The 15,722-nt window shown below is 65.9% G+C and carries 12 protein-coding genes; 6 read left to right on the top strand and 6 right to left on the bottom strand.

Going from position 1 to position 15,722, the window contains the following annotated elements; translation table 11 throughout:
- Positions 1-51: 51 nt before the first annotated feature.
- The 4 genes from SCH01S_RS15460 to SCH01S_RS15445 all read right to left on the bottom strand — a co-directional run bounded on the left by SCH01S_RS15460 (position 52) and on the right by SCH01S_RS15445 (position 5,875).
- Complete coding sequence (locus tag SCH01S_RS15460) at positions 52-426, bottom strand: response regulator (protein WP_046349736.1); 375 nt, start codon at positions 424-426, stop codon at positions 52-54.
- Between the two features lies 1 nt (position 427).
- Positions 428-4,024, bottom strand: a complete 3,597-nt coding sequence (locus SCH01S_RS15455; RefSeq protein ID WP_217995444.1) for a CheR family methyltransferase — start codon at positions 4,022-4,024, stop codon at positions 428-430.
- Between the two features lie 67 nt (positions 4,025-4,091).
- Complete coding sequence (locus SCH01S_RS15450) at positions 4,092-5,102, bottom strand: chemotaxis protein CheB (RefSeq protein WP_046349735.1); 1,011 nt, start codon at positions 5,100-5,102, stop codon at positions 4,092-4,094.
- Between the two features lie 62 nt (positions 5,103-5,164).
- Complete coding sequence (locus SCH01S_RS15445) at positions 5,165-5,875, bottom strand: Crp/Fnr family transcriptional regulator (RefSeq protein ID WP_052733992.1); 711 nt, start codon at positions 5,873-5,875, stop codon at positions 5,165-5,167.
- A gap of 70 nt (positions 5,876-5,945) precedes the next feature.
- Here SCH01S_RS15445 and SCH01S_RS15440 point away from each other — a divergent pair, with 70 nt between their 5' ends.
- The 3 genes from SCH01S_RS15440 (at position 5,946) to SCH01S_RS17305 (ending at position 9,801) form a co-directional block, all read left to right on the top strand.
- A complete protein-coding gene (locus SCH01S_RS15440; RefSeq protein WP_217995443.1) occupies positions 5,946-6,602 on the top strand; it encodes a chemotaxis protein CheB in 657 nt (218 codons plus the stop codon).
- A 171-nt stretch (positions 6,603-6,773) separates the two neighbouring features.
- Positions 6,774-8,621, top strand: coding sequence for a tetratricopeptide repeat protein (locus tag SCH01S_RS15960; RefSeq protein WP_157033021.1), 1,848 nt, complete (start codon positions 6,774-6,776; stop codon positions 8,619-8,621).
- A 133-nt stretch (positions 8,622-8,754) separates the two neighbouring features.
- Positions 8,755-9,801, top strand: a complete 1,047-nt coding sequence (locus SCH01S_RS17305) for a PEPxxWA-CTERM sorting domain-containing protein (RefSeq protein ID WP_046349733.1) — start codon at positions 8,755-8,757, stop codon at positions 9,799-9,801.
- Here the strand turns inward: SCH01S_RS17305 and SCH01S_RS15425 are convergent.
- Entirely contained in the window at positions 9,784-11,547 is a 1,764-nt protein-coding gene (locus SCH01S_RS15425; protein WP_169746409.1) for an adenylate/guanylate cyclase domain-containing protein, read from the bottom strand. The two genes, SCH01S_RS17305 and SCH01S_RS15425, sit on opposite strands and share 18 nt — an antisense overlap.
- A 285-nt stretch (positions 11,548-11,832) precedes the next feature.
- On the opposite strand from SCH01S_RS15425, the gene SCH01S_RS15420 reads away from it, so the two are divergent.
- The 3 genes from SCH01S_RS15420 (at position 11,833) to SCH01S_RS15410 (ending at position 14,582) form a co-directional block, all read left to right on the top strand.
- The gene (locus SCH01S_RS15420) at positions 11,833-12,486 is read left to right on the top strand and encodes an HAD family hydrolase (RefSeq protein WP_052733986.1); all 654 of its coding nucleotides are present in this window, start codon (positions 11,833-11,835) and stop codon (positions 12,484-12,486) included.
- 83 nt (positions 12,487-12,569) lie between these two features.
- Positions 12,570-13,364: a nucleotidyltransferase family protein gene (locus SCH01S_RS15415; protein WP_046349731.1), complete on the top strand. Its 795-nt coding sequence runs from the start codon at positions 12,570-12,572 to the stop codon at positions 13,362-13,364.
- Positions 13,365-13,394: 30 nt separating this feature from the next.
- Positions 13,395-14,582 (top strand): CDP-glycerol glycerophosphotransferase family protein, encoded by a 1,188-nt coding sequence (locus SCH01S_RS15410; RefSeq protein WP_046349730.1) that lies wholly within the window; start codon positions 13,395-13,397, stop codon positions 14,580-14,582.
- Here SCH01S_RS15410 and SCH01S_RS15405 read toward each other — a convergent pair.
- A complete protein-coding gene (locus SCH01S_RS15405; RefSeq protein WP_052733985.1) occupies positions 14,553-15,563 on the bottom strand; it encodes a sulfotransferase in 1,011 nt (336 codons plus the stop codon). The two genes, SCH01S_RS15410 and SCH01S_RS15405, sit on opposite strands and share 30 nt — an antisense overlap.
- Between the last annotated feature and the right edge of the window lie 159 nt (positions 15,564-15,722).

Here is a 15,722-nt window from a genome sequence, read left to right as displayed (position 1 = left end):
GCTGCGCCTTGAGGGAATGGCCAAGGATCCCGATCGCTCTCAGTGGGCGGCCTATCCCGGCTCAGAGGCCGTCAAAATCGACATCAGCGACGCGAGTGCGTCGCGAAGCATCGCGTGCGTGATCGGCTTGGTGAAATTGCTGACTGAAGCGTACTGGTGCGGGATCGTGCTTTCGTCGTAGCCCGTCATCAGGATGACGGGAACATCGCGCGCGATCAGCCTGTCTGCGACGGGATAGACGCGTTCGCCGTTCAGGTTGACGTCGAGAAACGCGCCGTGGATGTCCGGTTCGGCCTCGATCAGGTCGATGGCGTGATCCAGTCTGCCCACGGGCCCGATAACCTCGAAACCGAGCCTCTGAACTTCATCCGCCAGATCCTGCGCGATCAGATACTCGTCTTCGACAATCAGGATACGCTTGGGCAATTTACCCTCCGTCGGTTTCCCCCGCCGGCCCCCGATGGCCTTCGTCGCCGGATCTGACCGGTACCCGCAATTCGCACCAAAGGCCGTCCTGGCGGAACGCGAACGACGTCTTCGCGCCGAGATCGTAGGGCACCGCCCGTTCGATCAGGTCGCGGCCAAAGCCCCGCTTTCCGTTCGCGGCGTGGACGTCCAGATCGACCCCGGTTTCGACCCATTCGATGTTGGCCGCAGCCTGCCCGTTTGCCCTGGCGACGGACCAGGAGATCGAGAGCTTGCCGTCCGGCTTGCCCAGCGCGCCGTACTTCACCGCGTTGGTCGCGAGTTCGTGCAACACGAGCGTCAGCACCTGAACCTCGCGCGAGGACAGCGCCAGTTCGGGTCCGTCGATCGTCACCTTGCCGTTGCCGAGCGAACCGCCATGCGCTTCGATCTCGCCGCGGATCAACTCGCCGAGCGTTACGGTGAAGCCGTCGCCTTTGGAAAGCAGTCCCTGGACCCGGCTGAGCGCTGACAAGCGATCCGAATAGACCTGCCCGAACTCTTCGAGCGACGGGCTGGACCGGATCGTCTGCTGCGCGATCGAGCGTGCGATCGCGAGCAGGTTGCGGGTGCGGTGCTGGAGTTCGCCGACCAGGACGCGCTGCGTCTCCTCCGCCCGGCGGCGCTCCGTCATGTCTTCCATGACGCCGATCATGCGCATGTCGCGCCCTTCGGCGTCGTAGAAATAGCGCCCGCGCGCGGCGCACCAGCGGATCGTGCCGTCCGGCAGCAGCGTGCGGAATTGATGCTCGTAATCGCTGCGGCCCTCGCGCGCGGCGTTAAGCGCGGCCTCGGCGGCGGGCAGATCGTCCGGATGGATCCGGCCTGCCCAGGCTTCATAGCTCGGCTCGATCTCGCCGGGCTCATAGCCCAGCATCCGGAAGTGCATCTCGTTCCATGTCACCTGGCCGGATTTGAGGTTCCAGTCCCAGGTGGCGAGGCTGCCGACCTCGATCGCGATCTGAAGCCGCGCCTCGCTCTCGCGCATCGCCGCCTCGGCGCGCACGGCCGTGGTCACGTCGAGGAAAGTCAGCACCACGCCGGCGATGAAATTGTCGATGCTGCGATAGGGCAGGATACGCACGACATAATTGCGATCGCCGTCGGTGCCGGACACTTCGCGCTCGATGACGGCCAGCGTCTTCAGCACGCGCCGAATGTCGCCCTGGAGATCGGGATAGACGATCCGCGCCGCGATATGGTCGATGGGCCGGCCGACATCGGTCTCGATCAGGCGAAAAATATCCGTGGCAGTGGGCGTGAAGCTGCGCACGCGCAGGTCGTTGTCGAGGAACACGGTCGCGATCTGCGTCGATTCGAGCAGGTTCTTCAGGTCCGAATTGGTCCGCGCCAGCTCGCCGACGCGATAGGCCAGCTCGCCATTGACCGTCTGCAGTTCCTCGTTGACCGACTGCAGCTCCTCCTTCGAGGTTTCCAGCTCCTCGTTTGCCGACTGCAGCTCTTCGTTGATCGACTGATATTCCTCGTTCGAGGATTTCAGCTCCTCGTTGGTCGATTCGAGCTCCTCGATCGTCGCCTGCAGCCGCTCCTTGGTCAGGCGCAGATCGCTTTCGAGCCGCTGGACATGCTCGTCGCTGACCATCCGATCGCCATTCGGCATCGCGCTTTCGAGCAGCGGCCCCGCATCCTGGAACAGCACGACCAGTGCCGACACGTCGGTCTCGCCCGCGACCGGCTCGACGACCAGGTTCACGGCGTGCGGCTGCCCGTCCAGGCTCAGCGGCACGTGCGGCGTCTCGATCCGGCCGCCTTCCGAGACCGCCTTATGCAGCGCCGCCCGCAAATCGAGCCGCAGGTCGCGATGGACGAGATTCAGCAGGTTCAGGCTCGCGGCGCCGGCGACCGGCTCCAGATAACGGCCGGTGCGAGCGGAGAAATGCAGCACGTCATATTGATCGTCGACCACGGCATAGGCCGGCGCATAGCGCTCGGCGACCGCTTCGGCGCGGCGGCTGACCACGCCGGCGAGCCCGGCCGCCCGCACCGGGGTCGCGGGCGCGTGCGGCTCTTCGGCATGGCGCGGCGTGCGCGGCGTCAGCGGGAAATCGGGGAGAACCCGGGTCGCCGTTTCGAGCCGACGGAACACCCTCTTCTTGCGGTCGACAGGCGCGAACAATTTCTGGTGCCGCGTCACGTTTTCCGACGAGCCGAGGAACAGCACGCCGCCCGGCCGCAGCGCAAAATGGAAAATCGGAATGACGCGGTTTTGCAGGTCGGAGTTCAGGTAGATCAGCAGGTTGCGGCACGACAGCAGGTCGATGCGTGAGAAGGGCGCGTCCTTGACGAGATTGTGCGGCGAGAAGATGCACATCTCGCGCAGCTCCTTGGACACGCAATAAGTCTCGCCTTCCTTGACGAACCAGCGCGCCAGCCGCTCGGGCGAGACGTGCTCGGCGATCGATTCCGCATAACGGCCGCTGCGTGCGATCGAGAGAGCGCGTGCGTCGAGGTCGGTCGCGAAAATCTGCACGAAGGGCGGCGCGTCGACCGTCGCCAGATGCTCGCGCAGCAGGATCGCGATCGAATAGGCCTCCTCGCCGGTCGCGCAGCCGAGCACCCAGACCCGCAGCTGGTCGTCCTGCCCCTTGCCGTCGAACAGGCGCGGCAGCTCGCCCGCCAGCGTCTCGAACTCCGAAGGGTCGCGGAAGAACTGGGTGACGCCGATCAGCAGGTCCTGGAACAGATGCTGCACTTCGCCGCGGTCGCCCCGCAGCCGCGCGACATAGTCCTCGATCGTATCGACCTGGACGACCTGCATCCGCCGCTGCACCCGGCGGAAGAAGGTGTTGCGCTTGTAGCCGTGAAAATCGTTTCCGGTGACGTTGCGCAGGATCGTCGCGATCTGGGCGATTTCGGCGGACGCCTGCTCGATCGCCTGCTCCTGCCCGTCGGCGTCGCTGACGACATGAAGATTGGAGATGTAAAGCGCGATCTGCTTGGGGATTTCCTCGATCGGCAGCAACAGGTCGACAATCCCCAGCGGCGTCACCGCGCCCTGCGCCGACGGATCCTCGTCGCCGCCCCGCGCTTCGGCGATCGACAGGCCACCGAATTTCTTGGTGGCGGTCACGCCGGCGGTGCCGTCGCCGTCGAGCCCGGACAGGATCACCGCAACCGAGCGGTCCTGGATGTGCTCCGCAAGCGAGATCAGCATCGAATCCACGGTCCCGCGACGCCCCGCCGGCTCCTCCGATTCGCGGGTGCGGACGTGCCCGTCCTCGAACGTGATCAGGTCTTCGGGGCCGCCCACATAGATATGACCGGGCTCCAGCTTCTCGCCGTTCGCCGCGATCTTCAGCGGCAAATCGGTTTGCCCGGAGAGCGCCTTCATGATGGAGTCGACGCTGACGCCGTTCTGCTGGCCGACGGCCACGACATAGGCCGCGTCGAGTTGATCATCGAGGCTGGCGAAAAGCTGCTCGAGCGAGCGCAACGATGCTGCGCACACGCCGATGCCGATGACCGCGAGCGGTTGGGTGGGCTTATCCTGCCCCCGACGCCGCGCCGGCCGTTCCCGTACTTCGTCGATATCGGCCACGTGCTGCTTTCGTCCAAGACTTACCGCAGTTTAAACCCTGTTCGGGGTCGGCGAAAGCGCATTCCGGTCAAAATTCCTGCTGCCGCATCGGGCGGCCCATCCGGACCGCCATCAGGGCCGCTTCACGCAACGTGCTGGCATAGCCGCGATATTCCTTGGCTCGTTCCTCATAGAGTTCGGCAACGGCGAAGCGCCCGGTGTCCCGCGCGTCCTTTGCCATGCGCTCGACCAGGGTCAGCCGCTCCTCCATCACGCGCATCGCGACCCGGATCGCCTCGTCCACCTCATGGGCGCGCGACACCATCGTTTCCGCCGTCACCGCATGACCGATCTGGCAGCGATAGCGGAGCGGCTGCTGCCCGTTCACCTCCGACAGCACGCCATGGCATTCGGGGCACGTGATCGCCGCCGGAGTCGCGAAGCGGCGCAGCTCGTCCGATCCCGCCCCGTCGCCGGCAGCGATCTCAACCTCCAGCGCCAGGCTTTCCGGCGGCGGCAGGGTTGGATTGGCCGGACTGCCGGCGATGTCGGCGAGCAGCCCGCCAAGCTCGGCCGCGCCGGCGACGTAATCCGCCTCGACCGCCTCCAGTGCCGCGAGCGGCATCTGATCGGCCTGCGCGTCGAGCGGATGCTGGACGATTGCGGTGCCGCCGACCGACTTGATCGCATACAGGCCCGACGCGCCGTCGTTCAGCATGCCGCTCAGCACCACGCCGACTGCACGCGAGCCGTAAGACAAGGCGGCCGACCGGAACAGCGGATCGATCGCCGGCCGCGCCATGTTCTCGCGCGGGCCGTCACCCAGGCGGATGGTGCCGTCGATCAGCAGCAGGTGCCGGTCGGGCTCCGCGACATAGACATGGCCGCGCTCGATCGCCTGCCCGTCAACCGCACGGCTGACGGGAAGCGGCCCCGCCCCTTCCAGCGTCTCGGCCAGATAGCCGGGCGACCGCGACGGAACATGGGTGGCGACGAACAGGCTGGCCGGCAGGTCCGGCGGCAGACCGGCGAGGAGCTGCTTGATCGCGGGGCCGCTGCCGGCGGACCCGCCGATCGCGATGATGTCCTTGTTGGCCATGAGCGTGCCTCGCAGAACCCCGCAAGCCAACACCGCCGGATGCCGGAGGTTCCGCCGCAGAATTAGCCGGGCGCGCCGACCAGCCGTTCGAATTCCTTGCGGATCACTTCATAACATTCGCACGCGGCCGCCTCGAGCCCCTCGCGGTCGCAAATCGTGATCTCGCCGCGCGAATAATGGATCAGCCCGGCCTTCTGCAGCATGCCTGCCGCGAGCGACACGGTCGGCCGGCGCACGCCGAGCATCTGGCCGAGAAATTCCTGCGTCAGCAGGAAATTGGGCGTGTACACCCGATCGTGCGTCATCAGCAGCCAGCGCGCGCAGCGTTCCTCGACGGTGTGCATCCGGTTGCATGCGGCGCCCTGGCTGATCTGCTGCATCAGCGCAGCCGTGTAGCGGAGCAGCAGCCGATGCAGCGCCGGGCATCGTTCGAGCGACGAACGGAACTGCGCCGCGTCCATTCGCAGCGCATCGCCTGCGATCTGGTTGAAGGCGACATTCTCCATGCGTTCGGAGCCGAGGATCAGCGCGATGCCGACCATGCCTTCGGGACCAATTGTCGCCAATTCGACCGGGTCGCCCTCTGCGAGTTCGGTGATCATCGAGACGACGCCCGAGTTCGGGAACCAGACGTGGCGGATCGGCTCTCCCGCCTCGTACAGTCGCTCGCGGAAAATGAGCGGCACCTGCTGCAGATGCGGCCGAAGTATCTCCATCTCCTCGGGTGGCAGCGCGCCGAGCAAGCGATTGATTTGCGGTTCTTTCGTCGGCATGTGCATGGCGCGGACCTCGATTTCGCAATCGGCTTCGCGCTTGCGCCGGGACCGTTCAATCACCTATGTCATGTCGCTGACATATGGTCCTCTTTCAGCCTCGATCGGCCGCGGCATGAGCGCCGCTCCTGCCCCCCTGCGCTACGGGGCGGTGGTGATCGGCGCGTCCGCGGGAGGCGTGCGCGTTCTCGGCGAGATCCTGGCCCTGCTTCCGGCCGATTTTCCGCTGCCGATCCTGATCGTGCTGCACCTGTCGCGCACGCAGGACTCGCGGTTGGCGGAGGTGCTGGGCTATCGCTCCCGGTTGCCGGTCGCCTGGGCACGATGGGGCGAGCGCGCGGTTCCTGGACGCGTCTATGTCGCCCCGCGCGACCGGCATCTGTTGCTGCAATCGAACGGCCGGCTGGCACTCAGCAATGCCGATCCGGTCGCCTGGTGGCGGCCCGCGGTCGACCGTCTCTTCGAAAGCGCCGCCGCAGCGCTCGGCCCGCGCGCGATCGGCGTGGTGCTGAGCGGCGCGCTGTGGGACGGCACGCGCGGCATCGCCGCGATCCGCGAGGCCGGCGGCGTCACGATCGCCCAGGACGAGCAAAGCTCCGATCATTTCGAGATGCCGGCCGGCGCCATCGACATCGGCGGCGCCGACATCGTGCTACCCCCGGCAAAAATCGCCGAAGCCCTGCAGGTCTTGGCGGGATTGCTGGCCGAGAAGCCCGCGGCGGCTTAGGTACGAAAATCCCAAGCACACCAACCGACCTTCGCATCGCAAGAGCCGTACTCACGCAAATCCGCGTCACCCGCGACCGCTGCATTCGGGCGACACAGCCGGACCGGTGTCAGCGCGATGCCTTTGACGTGAGGCTGGCGGTTGCCTCGCGTGATCGCATATGCTCGCGGCATGACGAAATATGCTGCGTTCATCAGCTATAGTCACTCGGACCAGGCGGTTGCGCGCTGGTTGCACCAAGCCCTTGAAACCTATCGGCTTCCGCGCGCGCTGATCGGGACGCCGTCCGCCTTTGGCCCGGTGCCGCGCCGGCTGCCGCCGGTCTTTCGGGATCGCGATGAGCTCCCGGCGAGCGGCGATCTTGGCGAAAAGCTGCGCAACGCGCTCGCCGATTCGCGCTTCCAGATCGTGCTGTGCAGCCCCCGCGCCGCGCAATCGAAATGGGTCAACGAGGAAATCCTCACCTTCAAGCAGATCCACGGCGAGGCGCGGACTCTCGCCCTGATCGTGTCCGGCGAGCCCTATTCGGGCGGCGACAGCGAGTGCTTCCCGCCCGCGCTCCGCTTTCACCTTGGTCCGGACGGCGCGCTGTCCGACGATCCGGCGGAGCCGATCGCGGCGGACATTCGCCCGGGAAAGGACGGCCGCCGCCTCGCGCTGCTGAAGCTGGTCGCGGGCATTGCCGATGTCCGGCTCGACTCGCTGGTCAGGCGGGATGCGGCCCGGCGCCAGCGGCGTCTGATGTGGATCACGGGCGCGTCGCTGGCGGTCATGATGGTCACCATCGGCCTTGCCATCTACGCGGAGACCCAGCGCCGGGTCGCGGTCCAGCAGCAGCTTCTCGCCAATCGCAGCCTCGATTTCCTGATCGGCACGTTCGAGATCGCCAACCCGGCGACCGAAAATCCGCGCACCATTACCGCGCTGACGATCCTCAACCGCGCCAGCCGGCGCGCGGGCGTCGAGCTGAAGGGGGAGCCGGCGGTCAGCGCGCGGCTGCTGCGCGCGACCGGGGAAATCTACTTCAACCTGGGGCTGCCCAAGGAAGCCGAACGTGACCTGCAATCGGCGCTGATGCGCGAACCGGAAAAAGGCGAGGAGCGCGCGCGCACGCTGCTCAAGCTGGCGGCGATCGCGTACAAGCGCGGCGATCTCGACGAAATCAGGAAGCGGATCGATGCGGCCGCCGCTTCCTATCCGAAGCGGGCGTCCTACGCGCCCGAACTGGATGCCGAGGTCCTGGAGCAGCGCGGCCGGGCCAAGATCATCGACGGCCATTACGCGGACTCGGCGCGCCTGCTCGGGGAAGCGGCCCAGCGTTATGGCCAGCTTTCCGGCGATCACACGGTGGAGCTCGGCCGCGTCTGGATGCTCGAGGCCCAGTCGCTGGTGCGGATCAAACGGTACGACGAGGCCGACGCCTTGTTCGGGCGTGCACTGGCAAGCTACATCGCGACCTTCGGCATCAATCATCTGCTGACCGCGACGGCGTACCAGAACCGCGCATGGGCCGATTTCGAACGCGGTCAGACCGCGGCCGCCGCCGCCGGTATCAAGAAGGCAGTCGCGATCTACGATCGTGTGCTGGAAGGCAATCATCCGACGATCGGGGCCGCGCTGCTCCTGATGGGCCGGATCCGGACGGCGCAGGGCGATACCGCCGGCGCGCTGGCCGCGCTGGACCGGGCGCGGGCGCTCTATTCGAAGCTCTATGGCCCCCGCAATGCGGCGGTCGGCGACGCAGACTTCTACGCCGCCGAGGCCGAAGCGAAGCGCGGCGCAACCGACGCAGCCCTGGCGCGACTGGCGCGGACCAAGCTCATCTACGACGAGAATTACGGGCCGGACGATCCCGACCAGGTCGAGCTGCTGACGCTTCGCTCGCGCATCCTGGCGGCGGGCGGACGAAAAGCGGACGCAGAGCGGGACTGCGCTGCGGCTTCGGCCCTTCATCGCAAGCTGGAGCCGTCCGGCCCCGGGCTGACCGCAGAAGATTGCGTGGTCGGCACCGCCTCCTAGGTCGACTCCATCCTATGCTGAACAAGAGATTAAGAGTAAAAGGCGCGTTCCAGTAAGGGGGACTCGAGTCATGCGCGTCACGCCTGTCGGCCGTATCTTCGCTCGCCACCTGACAGCCTGTTGTGCTCCAGTGTTGGCACTTTCGATCTTCTGGGGAACGCCGCTCAACGCGGAAGTCACGGAATCGTCCTTCATCCAGAACCAGTTCGGCTTCGCCGTCGGCCCGGAATTGTCCTTCACACCGCAACCCGGCGGATCGAAGGAAACCCATTATGTCGCGTCCAAGATTCCAGGCGCGCGATCGGAAGTGGGACTGAACTATACGGCCACGCTCCAGAATGGCGGCTTCTTCTTCCTGCACGACAATTACTGCGTGGGCTCGTGCGCGACGTTCAGCCAGACCGTCATCACGTTCACGCTGCACAACAATGGCGATTCGCCGGTCAATCTTCGCTTCGACTCGCAGATCACGCCCGGTCATCTGGCGCAGATTTTCGGCTCGGCACCGATGGACGGATCATTCGATTTCACCGTCAGGCAGAGCCCGGTGGCCCTGGCGCCCTCCACCAACGCCGCCGTAATCCCGCCGCTTTACCAGGCGACAGGCACGATCAATTCCGACGGAATCAACCTGTCGACAGGCGGCCTGACCTTCAACGGCTTGCACACGACCACTGATCCGAACGGCCGCTGGAAAGTCGTCGATTGGAGCACGACGAATCTGAGCGTCCCGCTGGCAACTCTGGCGAGCGGAGCAACGACCCAGGTGACCTACACCGCCACCTATCAGGTCTCCGCAGGAGCCGAGTGCGCGAATGTCAGGAACTGCGAGGGCCTGCAGGTCGTGTTCGGCGACCCGCGCAACAGTGGCAGCGTGTCGGGTCCGGTGGACGCCTTTGCCCCCAGCGCGGGTGACGACGCCATTTATCCGGTGATCGGCCGGAATTACGACCCGCACTTCATCACAGCGCAATTCGTGCCGATCGACACGCCGCTGCCGGGCACGCCGCCGGTGCTGGGACCGTTCAACTACGGGCCGCTCTTCAACCCGCGCGCCGACGTTCCCGAACCCGCAATCTGGGCAATGATGATCGGCGGCTTCGGGATGATCGGCGGCGCGATGCGGCGGCGCAAAGCCGGCTCTGCCGCTCTGGAGAATGCCTCAATGCGCGCCGTTTAGGCGTCTGCGGAGCGCATAAAGCGGATACTGGCCGAAGCCCTTCGGCAGGTCGATCTTGCCGACATAGGTGGCGCTGAACTTGTCGGGCGCCGTGTTGGCGAGCACGGCCGCGAGCGGTTCGCTTGCGTAGACGCTACCCGGCGGCGTCAGCGCCTCGACCCGCGCCGCGCGCGAGATTTCGGTGCCGTAAAAGGCATCCCGGTTGGTGATCGGATCGTTCCCGAAATAGACCGGGCCGAAGTGAAGGCTCACGCGCATCTGCGTCGGGCGGTCCAGGCCAAGCTCGGTCGGCGAAATGCTCAGCAGCGCGGCCTGGAGCGCGAGCCCGGCTTCGGCGGCCGCTTCGGCGGTGTTGAAGACGGCGAAGACAGCGTCGCCCCAACTGTTCGTGAAATCCAGAGCGCCGCTATGGCTGGCGAGCACCGAGCCGGCGACCACCATCACGCGCGACCAAAAGAGCGGAAGCTTGCCCTCGCTGATTCGAGTGAAGCCCGGAAAATCGGCGAACAGAAACGCCTTCAGGCAGCGATCCGGCGGCGCCTCTTCGCTTTCGGTGTAGGCGATCGAGCGATCGAGGCCGTCCGCAGAGATCGTGAAGGTGGTGCCGCCCGTCGAACGCCACTGATCGACGTCGTGGCTGGTCCCCGCGGCGCCGTTCTTCTGCTTTCCATCCCAGATCGCCAGCTGGACCGCACGCGTGCCGAGATGAAGCGCCCGCAACCTGGCCATGCCCATCGCAACGGTCGCGCCATATCCGAACTGGGCCGGGTCGTGCACATAATCGGCCAGCGTCGCAAAGCTGATCCCGGCCGCCTGTTCGCGCACCGCGTAATAGCGTTTCAGCCACTGATTGCCCGCCGGCAGCACCGAACTGGCGATGAAATCATCCTCCCGAAACGGGAAGACGAGATTGAGCGTGCTGCCCCTGGCGAGAAGGCGCTCGGCGATCAGAATGTCGGCGCCCGCGGCAAGCGCGCCATAGCCGAAGCCGATATTCAGCGCATCGAGCTGCGCGTCGATCGCCGTCGCGAGCGCCGCTTCCGATTTCGGGTCCGCCCTGAAGATGTGCCCGCTGAACATCGCGACGGCCGGCGGCGTCAGTCGGCTGATGATGGGAAGCAATCGGTGGCCGGTCGACCGGTGCTTCGCCAGCAGCTCGAACTGGCGCAATGTCGTCGACCGCGCTCCGACATTGGCGCCGGGCAGGCTCAGGGCCAGCTCGATCGACTCAAGCGCCTCGTCCTCCCTGCCCAGAATCGCGAGTGCTTCGGCCCTGGTCGCTGCACCGTAATAGTCGGTGGGAATGGCGACTGATGACGCAGCGAGCGCCACCTGCGCGAAATGACTCGCCTGCTCCTGATCGCCTGCCAGGCAATTGAGGGTCGCCGCGTTGATCGCCGGAAAGGGATCCTGGCTGCGCTGATGCGCCTCTGCATAGGCTTCTGCGGCGCGCTTCAGGCCGGCGTTGCTTGCGCCATTCTGGAGCGCTTGATCCTTGAGCAGCCGGGCGCCCAGCGATTGGCTGTCGACATCATCGGCTGTCGACAAGCCGCTCTGCTGATACAGCCGCATCGCCTGTTCGGTTTCGCCCATCCGGGCCATCGCCAGGACTGCGATGTACGAGAGTTCGGTCGACGCGCCGAGCGCGCCTTCCTGCCGTGCCAGATCATAGGCGGAGAGAAGGTCGCCGCGCTCGATCGCCGCCCGCGCCCTCTCGACCAAGGATGACTGAGTCCAGGCCCTCACTGGGTTCGATATTCCGGAAGACATTCACCCTGCCCGTCACGCCCGGTGCCGCCGATACTACACGTCACCGTCGCGCAAGCGAGCCTTCATATAGGTTTGCGTCCCACTTTTTTGCCTCGATCCGGGACGCACCCGCTCCGATCGGGCGGATCCGCGCAGATGCGAGGACCTATTGGGTCGAACGTAATTGCCCATTACCGGGCGTCGATGGAATCCGCAGCATCGGGTAAGAACGGCGTGAGACACGGGAGCGAGCCGGCCCTTCCGGGCGACCTCAAAATCTCTGTGTTCGACCTCGATCGGACGCTGACCCGGCGGCCGACCTATTCGGCGTTCCTCGTCTTCGTGGCGTGGCATCGGTCGCCGCTCCGCCTGGCGCTGCTGCCGCTCGTCGTCGGGCTGATGGCGGCCTATGCGATGCGGCTGATCACGCGCACCCGCTTCAAGCAGCTCGAGCATCGCGTGCTCCTCGGCCGATCGCTGCCCGGCTCCGAAATTCGCGCGCTAGCGGATCGGTTCGCGGCCTTCGTCGCATCGGCCTGGGTCTCGCCCCAGGCGCGGCAACGGATCGCACAGGAGCGGAGCGAAGGACGGGTCGTTGTCGTCGCCTCGGCTGCCAACAGCATCTACCTCGACCCGATCGCGCGATTGCTGGAGATCGGCCATGTCGTGGCGACGCAGTCGACGTGGCGGGGCGATGTCCTGTTGCCCGACATCGACGGACAGAATTGCTACGGGGTGGCAAAGCGCGACATGATCGAGGCCTACGCGGCCCAACAGGGCTGGATGCGGGAGGCGATCCATGTCCGCTTCTTTTCGGACCATCTTTCCGACGCGCCGACCTTCGCCTGGGCCGACGAGCCGATCGCCGTCAATCCGTCGGGCCCATTGCGAGCGTTTGCAGCGGAGCGCGGCTGGCCGATCCTCGATTGGGGCTGACACGGCGGCCGCGCGTGCGCAAAGGGGCGCCCAATGCAATTCGGTGCGTGCAGTTCGACGCTTGCCGTCTGGAAGGAAGTTCGATGACGACGTCGCAAGCGCAAGTCTGGACGGCGATCGTGTTGGCGGGGCAGCGGCCCGGCCCCGATCCGCTCGCCGGCCATTTCGGCGAGCAGTATAAGGCGCTGGTGCCGGTCGGCGGCGTCCCGATGATCGAGCGCGTCGTCGGCTGTCTGCTACGGGTGCCGCAGATCGGCAGGATCATCATTCTCGCGCAGGACCCGCAGGCCGTGATGCAGCGTATAGGCGGCTGGCCCGGACAGGAGGAGCGGATCGCCACCGTCGCCAGCGGGTCCGGCATCGCCGCGAGCATTGCCGCCGTGCTGAACCCGCCTTCGCCGCACTGGCCGGTGCTCGTCACCACCGCCGACCATGCGCTGCTGACGCCCGAGATGGTCGAGGAATTCCTGGCCGGCGCGGGTGAAGGCGATCTGTCGGTAGGTGCCGTCGAACGCCGGACGATCCTCAGCCGCTATCCGGATACGGTACGGACCTGGCTGAAATTCGCGGACGGCGCCTATTCCGGCGCCAATCTGTTCGCGCTCAGGACCGAACGCGCGCGGCGGGCGCTCGACCTGTGGAGCAGCGCCGAGCGCGACCGCAAGCGCGCGTTCAAGCTGTTCTGGCATTTCGGCCCCCTGCTCGCGTTCCGGGCCATCTTCCGCCTGGTGGGCTTCCGCCAGGCCATCGCGCTGGCGGGACAGCGGCTCGGCATCGACGCGCGCCTAGTCGAGCTGAGCATTCCGGAGGCCGCGATCGATGTGGACAAGGTCAGCGACCACATCCTTGTCGAGAGGATCGTCGCCGGCCGAGATTGACAGCCAAAGGCCAGCCGTCATCTGAGCGCGATGCGAATCGGTTTCCTTTTCAACCACGACCAGATCCATCAGGTCGCGCACAGCCTTCCGATCGCACTCGCGCTGCTGCCCGATGCCGAGGTCGTGCTGGCGGCGACGAACGACAGACTGGCGGACGAAATCCGCCGGCTCGCCGCCGCCGCGGGCCACCCGGAGGTGGAGCCGATCCGCCTGTCGCTGTCCTCGGGCAGCTCGGCGCTCCTCCAGCGCGCGCTCGGACGCGTCCTGCCCGCGCGCAAGCTGCTCATCTATCGCGACAACCTGGATTTCTTCCGCAGCCTCGACGCGCTGGCCGTCACCGAGCGCACCTCGCTCTTGCTCAAGACGCGCTACGGCCTGGACCTTCCGATCATCCTCGCCGACCACGGTGCGGGCGACCGGGCGATCGGGTTCGGCGCGGAAACCAGCCGGTTCGACTATATCCTTGCCGCGGGCCCGAAGATCCGGGACCGTCTGATCGCCGACGCGGGCGTCGACCCCAACCGGATCGCGATCACCGGCTACCCCAAATTCGATCTCAAGCGGGCAAACGACCCGCATTTGCCCTTTGCCGGCAACGGCCGCACGACCGTACTCTACAACCCGCACGTTTCGCCGCATCTGTCGTCCTGGTACACGGCCGGCCGAAACGTGCTGGACTATTTTCTGGCGAGCGATCGCTACAACCTGATCTTCGCGCCGCATGTGATGCTGTTCGAGCGTCGCTGGGCGCTCAGCATCGACAAATTGCGCGCGGCGCGACCGGGCGCGCTCGACCCGAAATATCGCGCCGCGCCCAATATCCATGTCGACCTGGGCAGCCGGTCCGCGACCGACATGAGCTACACCGATGCGGCGGACATCTATCTCGGCGACGCCAGCAGCCAGATTTACGAATTCCTGAAGCGACCGCGCCCCGCCGTCTTCATCAACGCGAGCGGAGCCGCCTGGGAAGAGGACCGGAATTTCGCGCATTGGCGGGCCGGACCGGTGATTGAGCAGGCCGCCGATTTGGATCGGGCACTGGACGATGCGGTCGCACGGCACGCGACGCATTACGAACCGATCCAGCGTGCGCTGTTCGACTATACGTTCGATATCGGCGCGGAACCCGCTGGGGTTCGTGCGGCGCGCGCGATTCTCGCATTCCTGAACGCCCGGAAAGAGCCGTCAGTGCTTCGCGAACGCGAACAGGCTTGACCGCTTCGGCCGCGGGACGGGAACGGCGGGCTCTTCCGTCGTATAGCCCCATTCCGACAGATCGACGCCCATCCGCCCCTCCAGCGCCCGGTTGCTCTCCCAAAAGCGCTGGCCGATCCAGTCGTAGATCGAGCCCCCGAGCAAATCGCGCGGCGACGGGCGCTTGCCGAGAAGGGGAACGAAGTTCAGCCCCTCGAGCAGGACCGTCCGCACCGGATACCAGAACGGGATGTGCACCAGCGTCCGCTTGTCGGCAACCGACCGGCGCGTCAGCAGGTTCAACATGCGCGCGACGGGGACCAGAGCGCGTCTGAACGACCTGTTATACTTCCGCTGCTTGACCGACTCCGGCCGGGTCAGGCCGAGATCTTCGGCAAACATGGCGAGGAACGCTTCCGGGTCCTGTGCGAACTGCTCGTAGGCGAAGACGTGGACATTCTCTTCGCCGAACAGAGAATCATAATGGGCCACGAGCCTGTCGAACTCGAACTGAGTGAAGTCGAAGCGCGGATTCTTGAGCGGCCGCACATTGCCGAGATGGATATAGTCTTCGGGGAAGAGGTAGCGGTGGACGGAACCCGTTCCACCCTCGCGCAGATATTGATGATAGCAGGAAGCGGCCATCGCCTGCTGGTTGCGCACGAAGATGACGATCTGCGCCTGGGGCGCGAGTGCCGCCAGCTCGTTCGCCATCTCCTTGGCGATGTAATTTGACGCCAGGCCTGCATTATGAAGAACGCCCGAAAGGTCTTCTTCGCAGATGATGGCGGGACAGTCGGCATCGAGCCCGAGCTCTTCCCGCACCCGTTCCGGCTCGAACGCCAGCGGCGAGTGCGCCAGCAGCGTGGACCGGACCAGCCGCCGGTCCACGTAACGATAGCCCGGCACTCGCGGGTAAAAGCATTTCTGAAACCAGTTGGTCGCGGTCTTGTGGACGCCGACATGAAAGATCGGGCGGCGATCCTGCGCAGCTCGCTCCACCTTTGGCTCCCAAATCACCTGCCGTGACAGAATGCACGACCGCCCCGAGACGTCACCAACTCACGAAGCCCGCATTGGATGCCATTTCGCTCGCGTCACAGAGAATCCGGGCCTAGCAAGGTCTTGCAGGTCCAGACTGCGCAAACGCGGAGACGCTCG

This window comes from Sphingomonas changbaiensis NBRC 104936 (genome assembly GCF_000974765.1).
Lineage (GTDB): Bacteria > Pseudomonadota > Alphaproteobacteria > Sphingomonadales > Sphingomonadaceae > Sphingomonas_B > Sphingomonas_B changbaiensis.
Note: the sequence above shows the minus strand (reverse complement) of the source record. Positions and strands in the feature narration are given on the sequence as shown.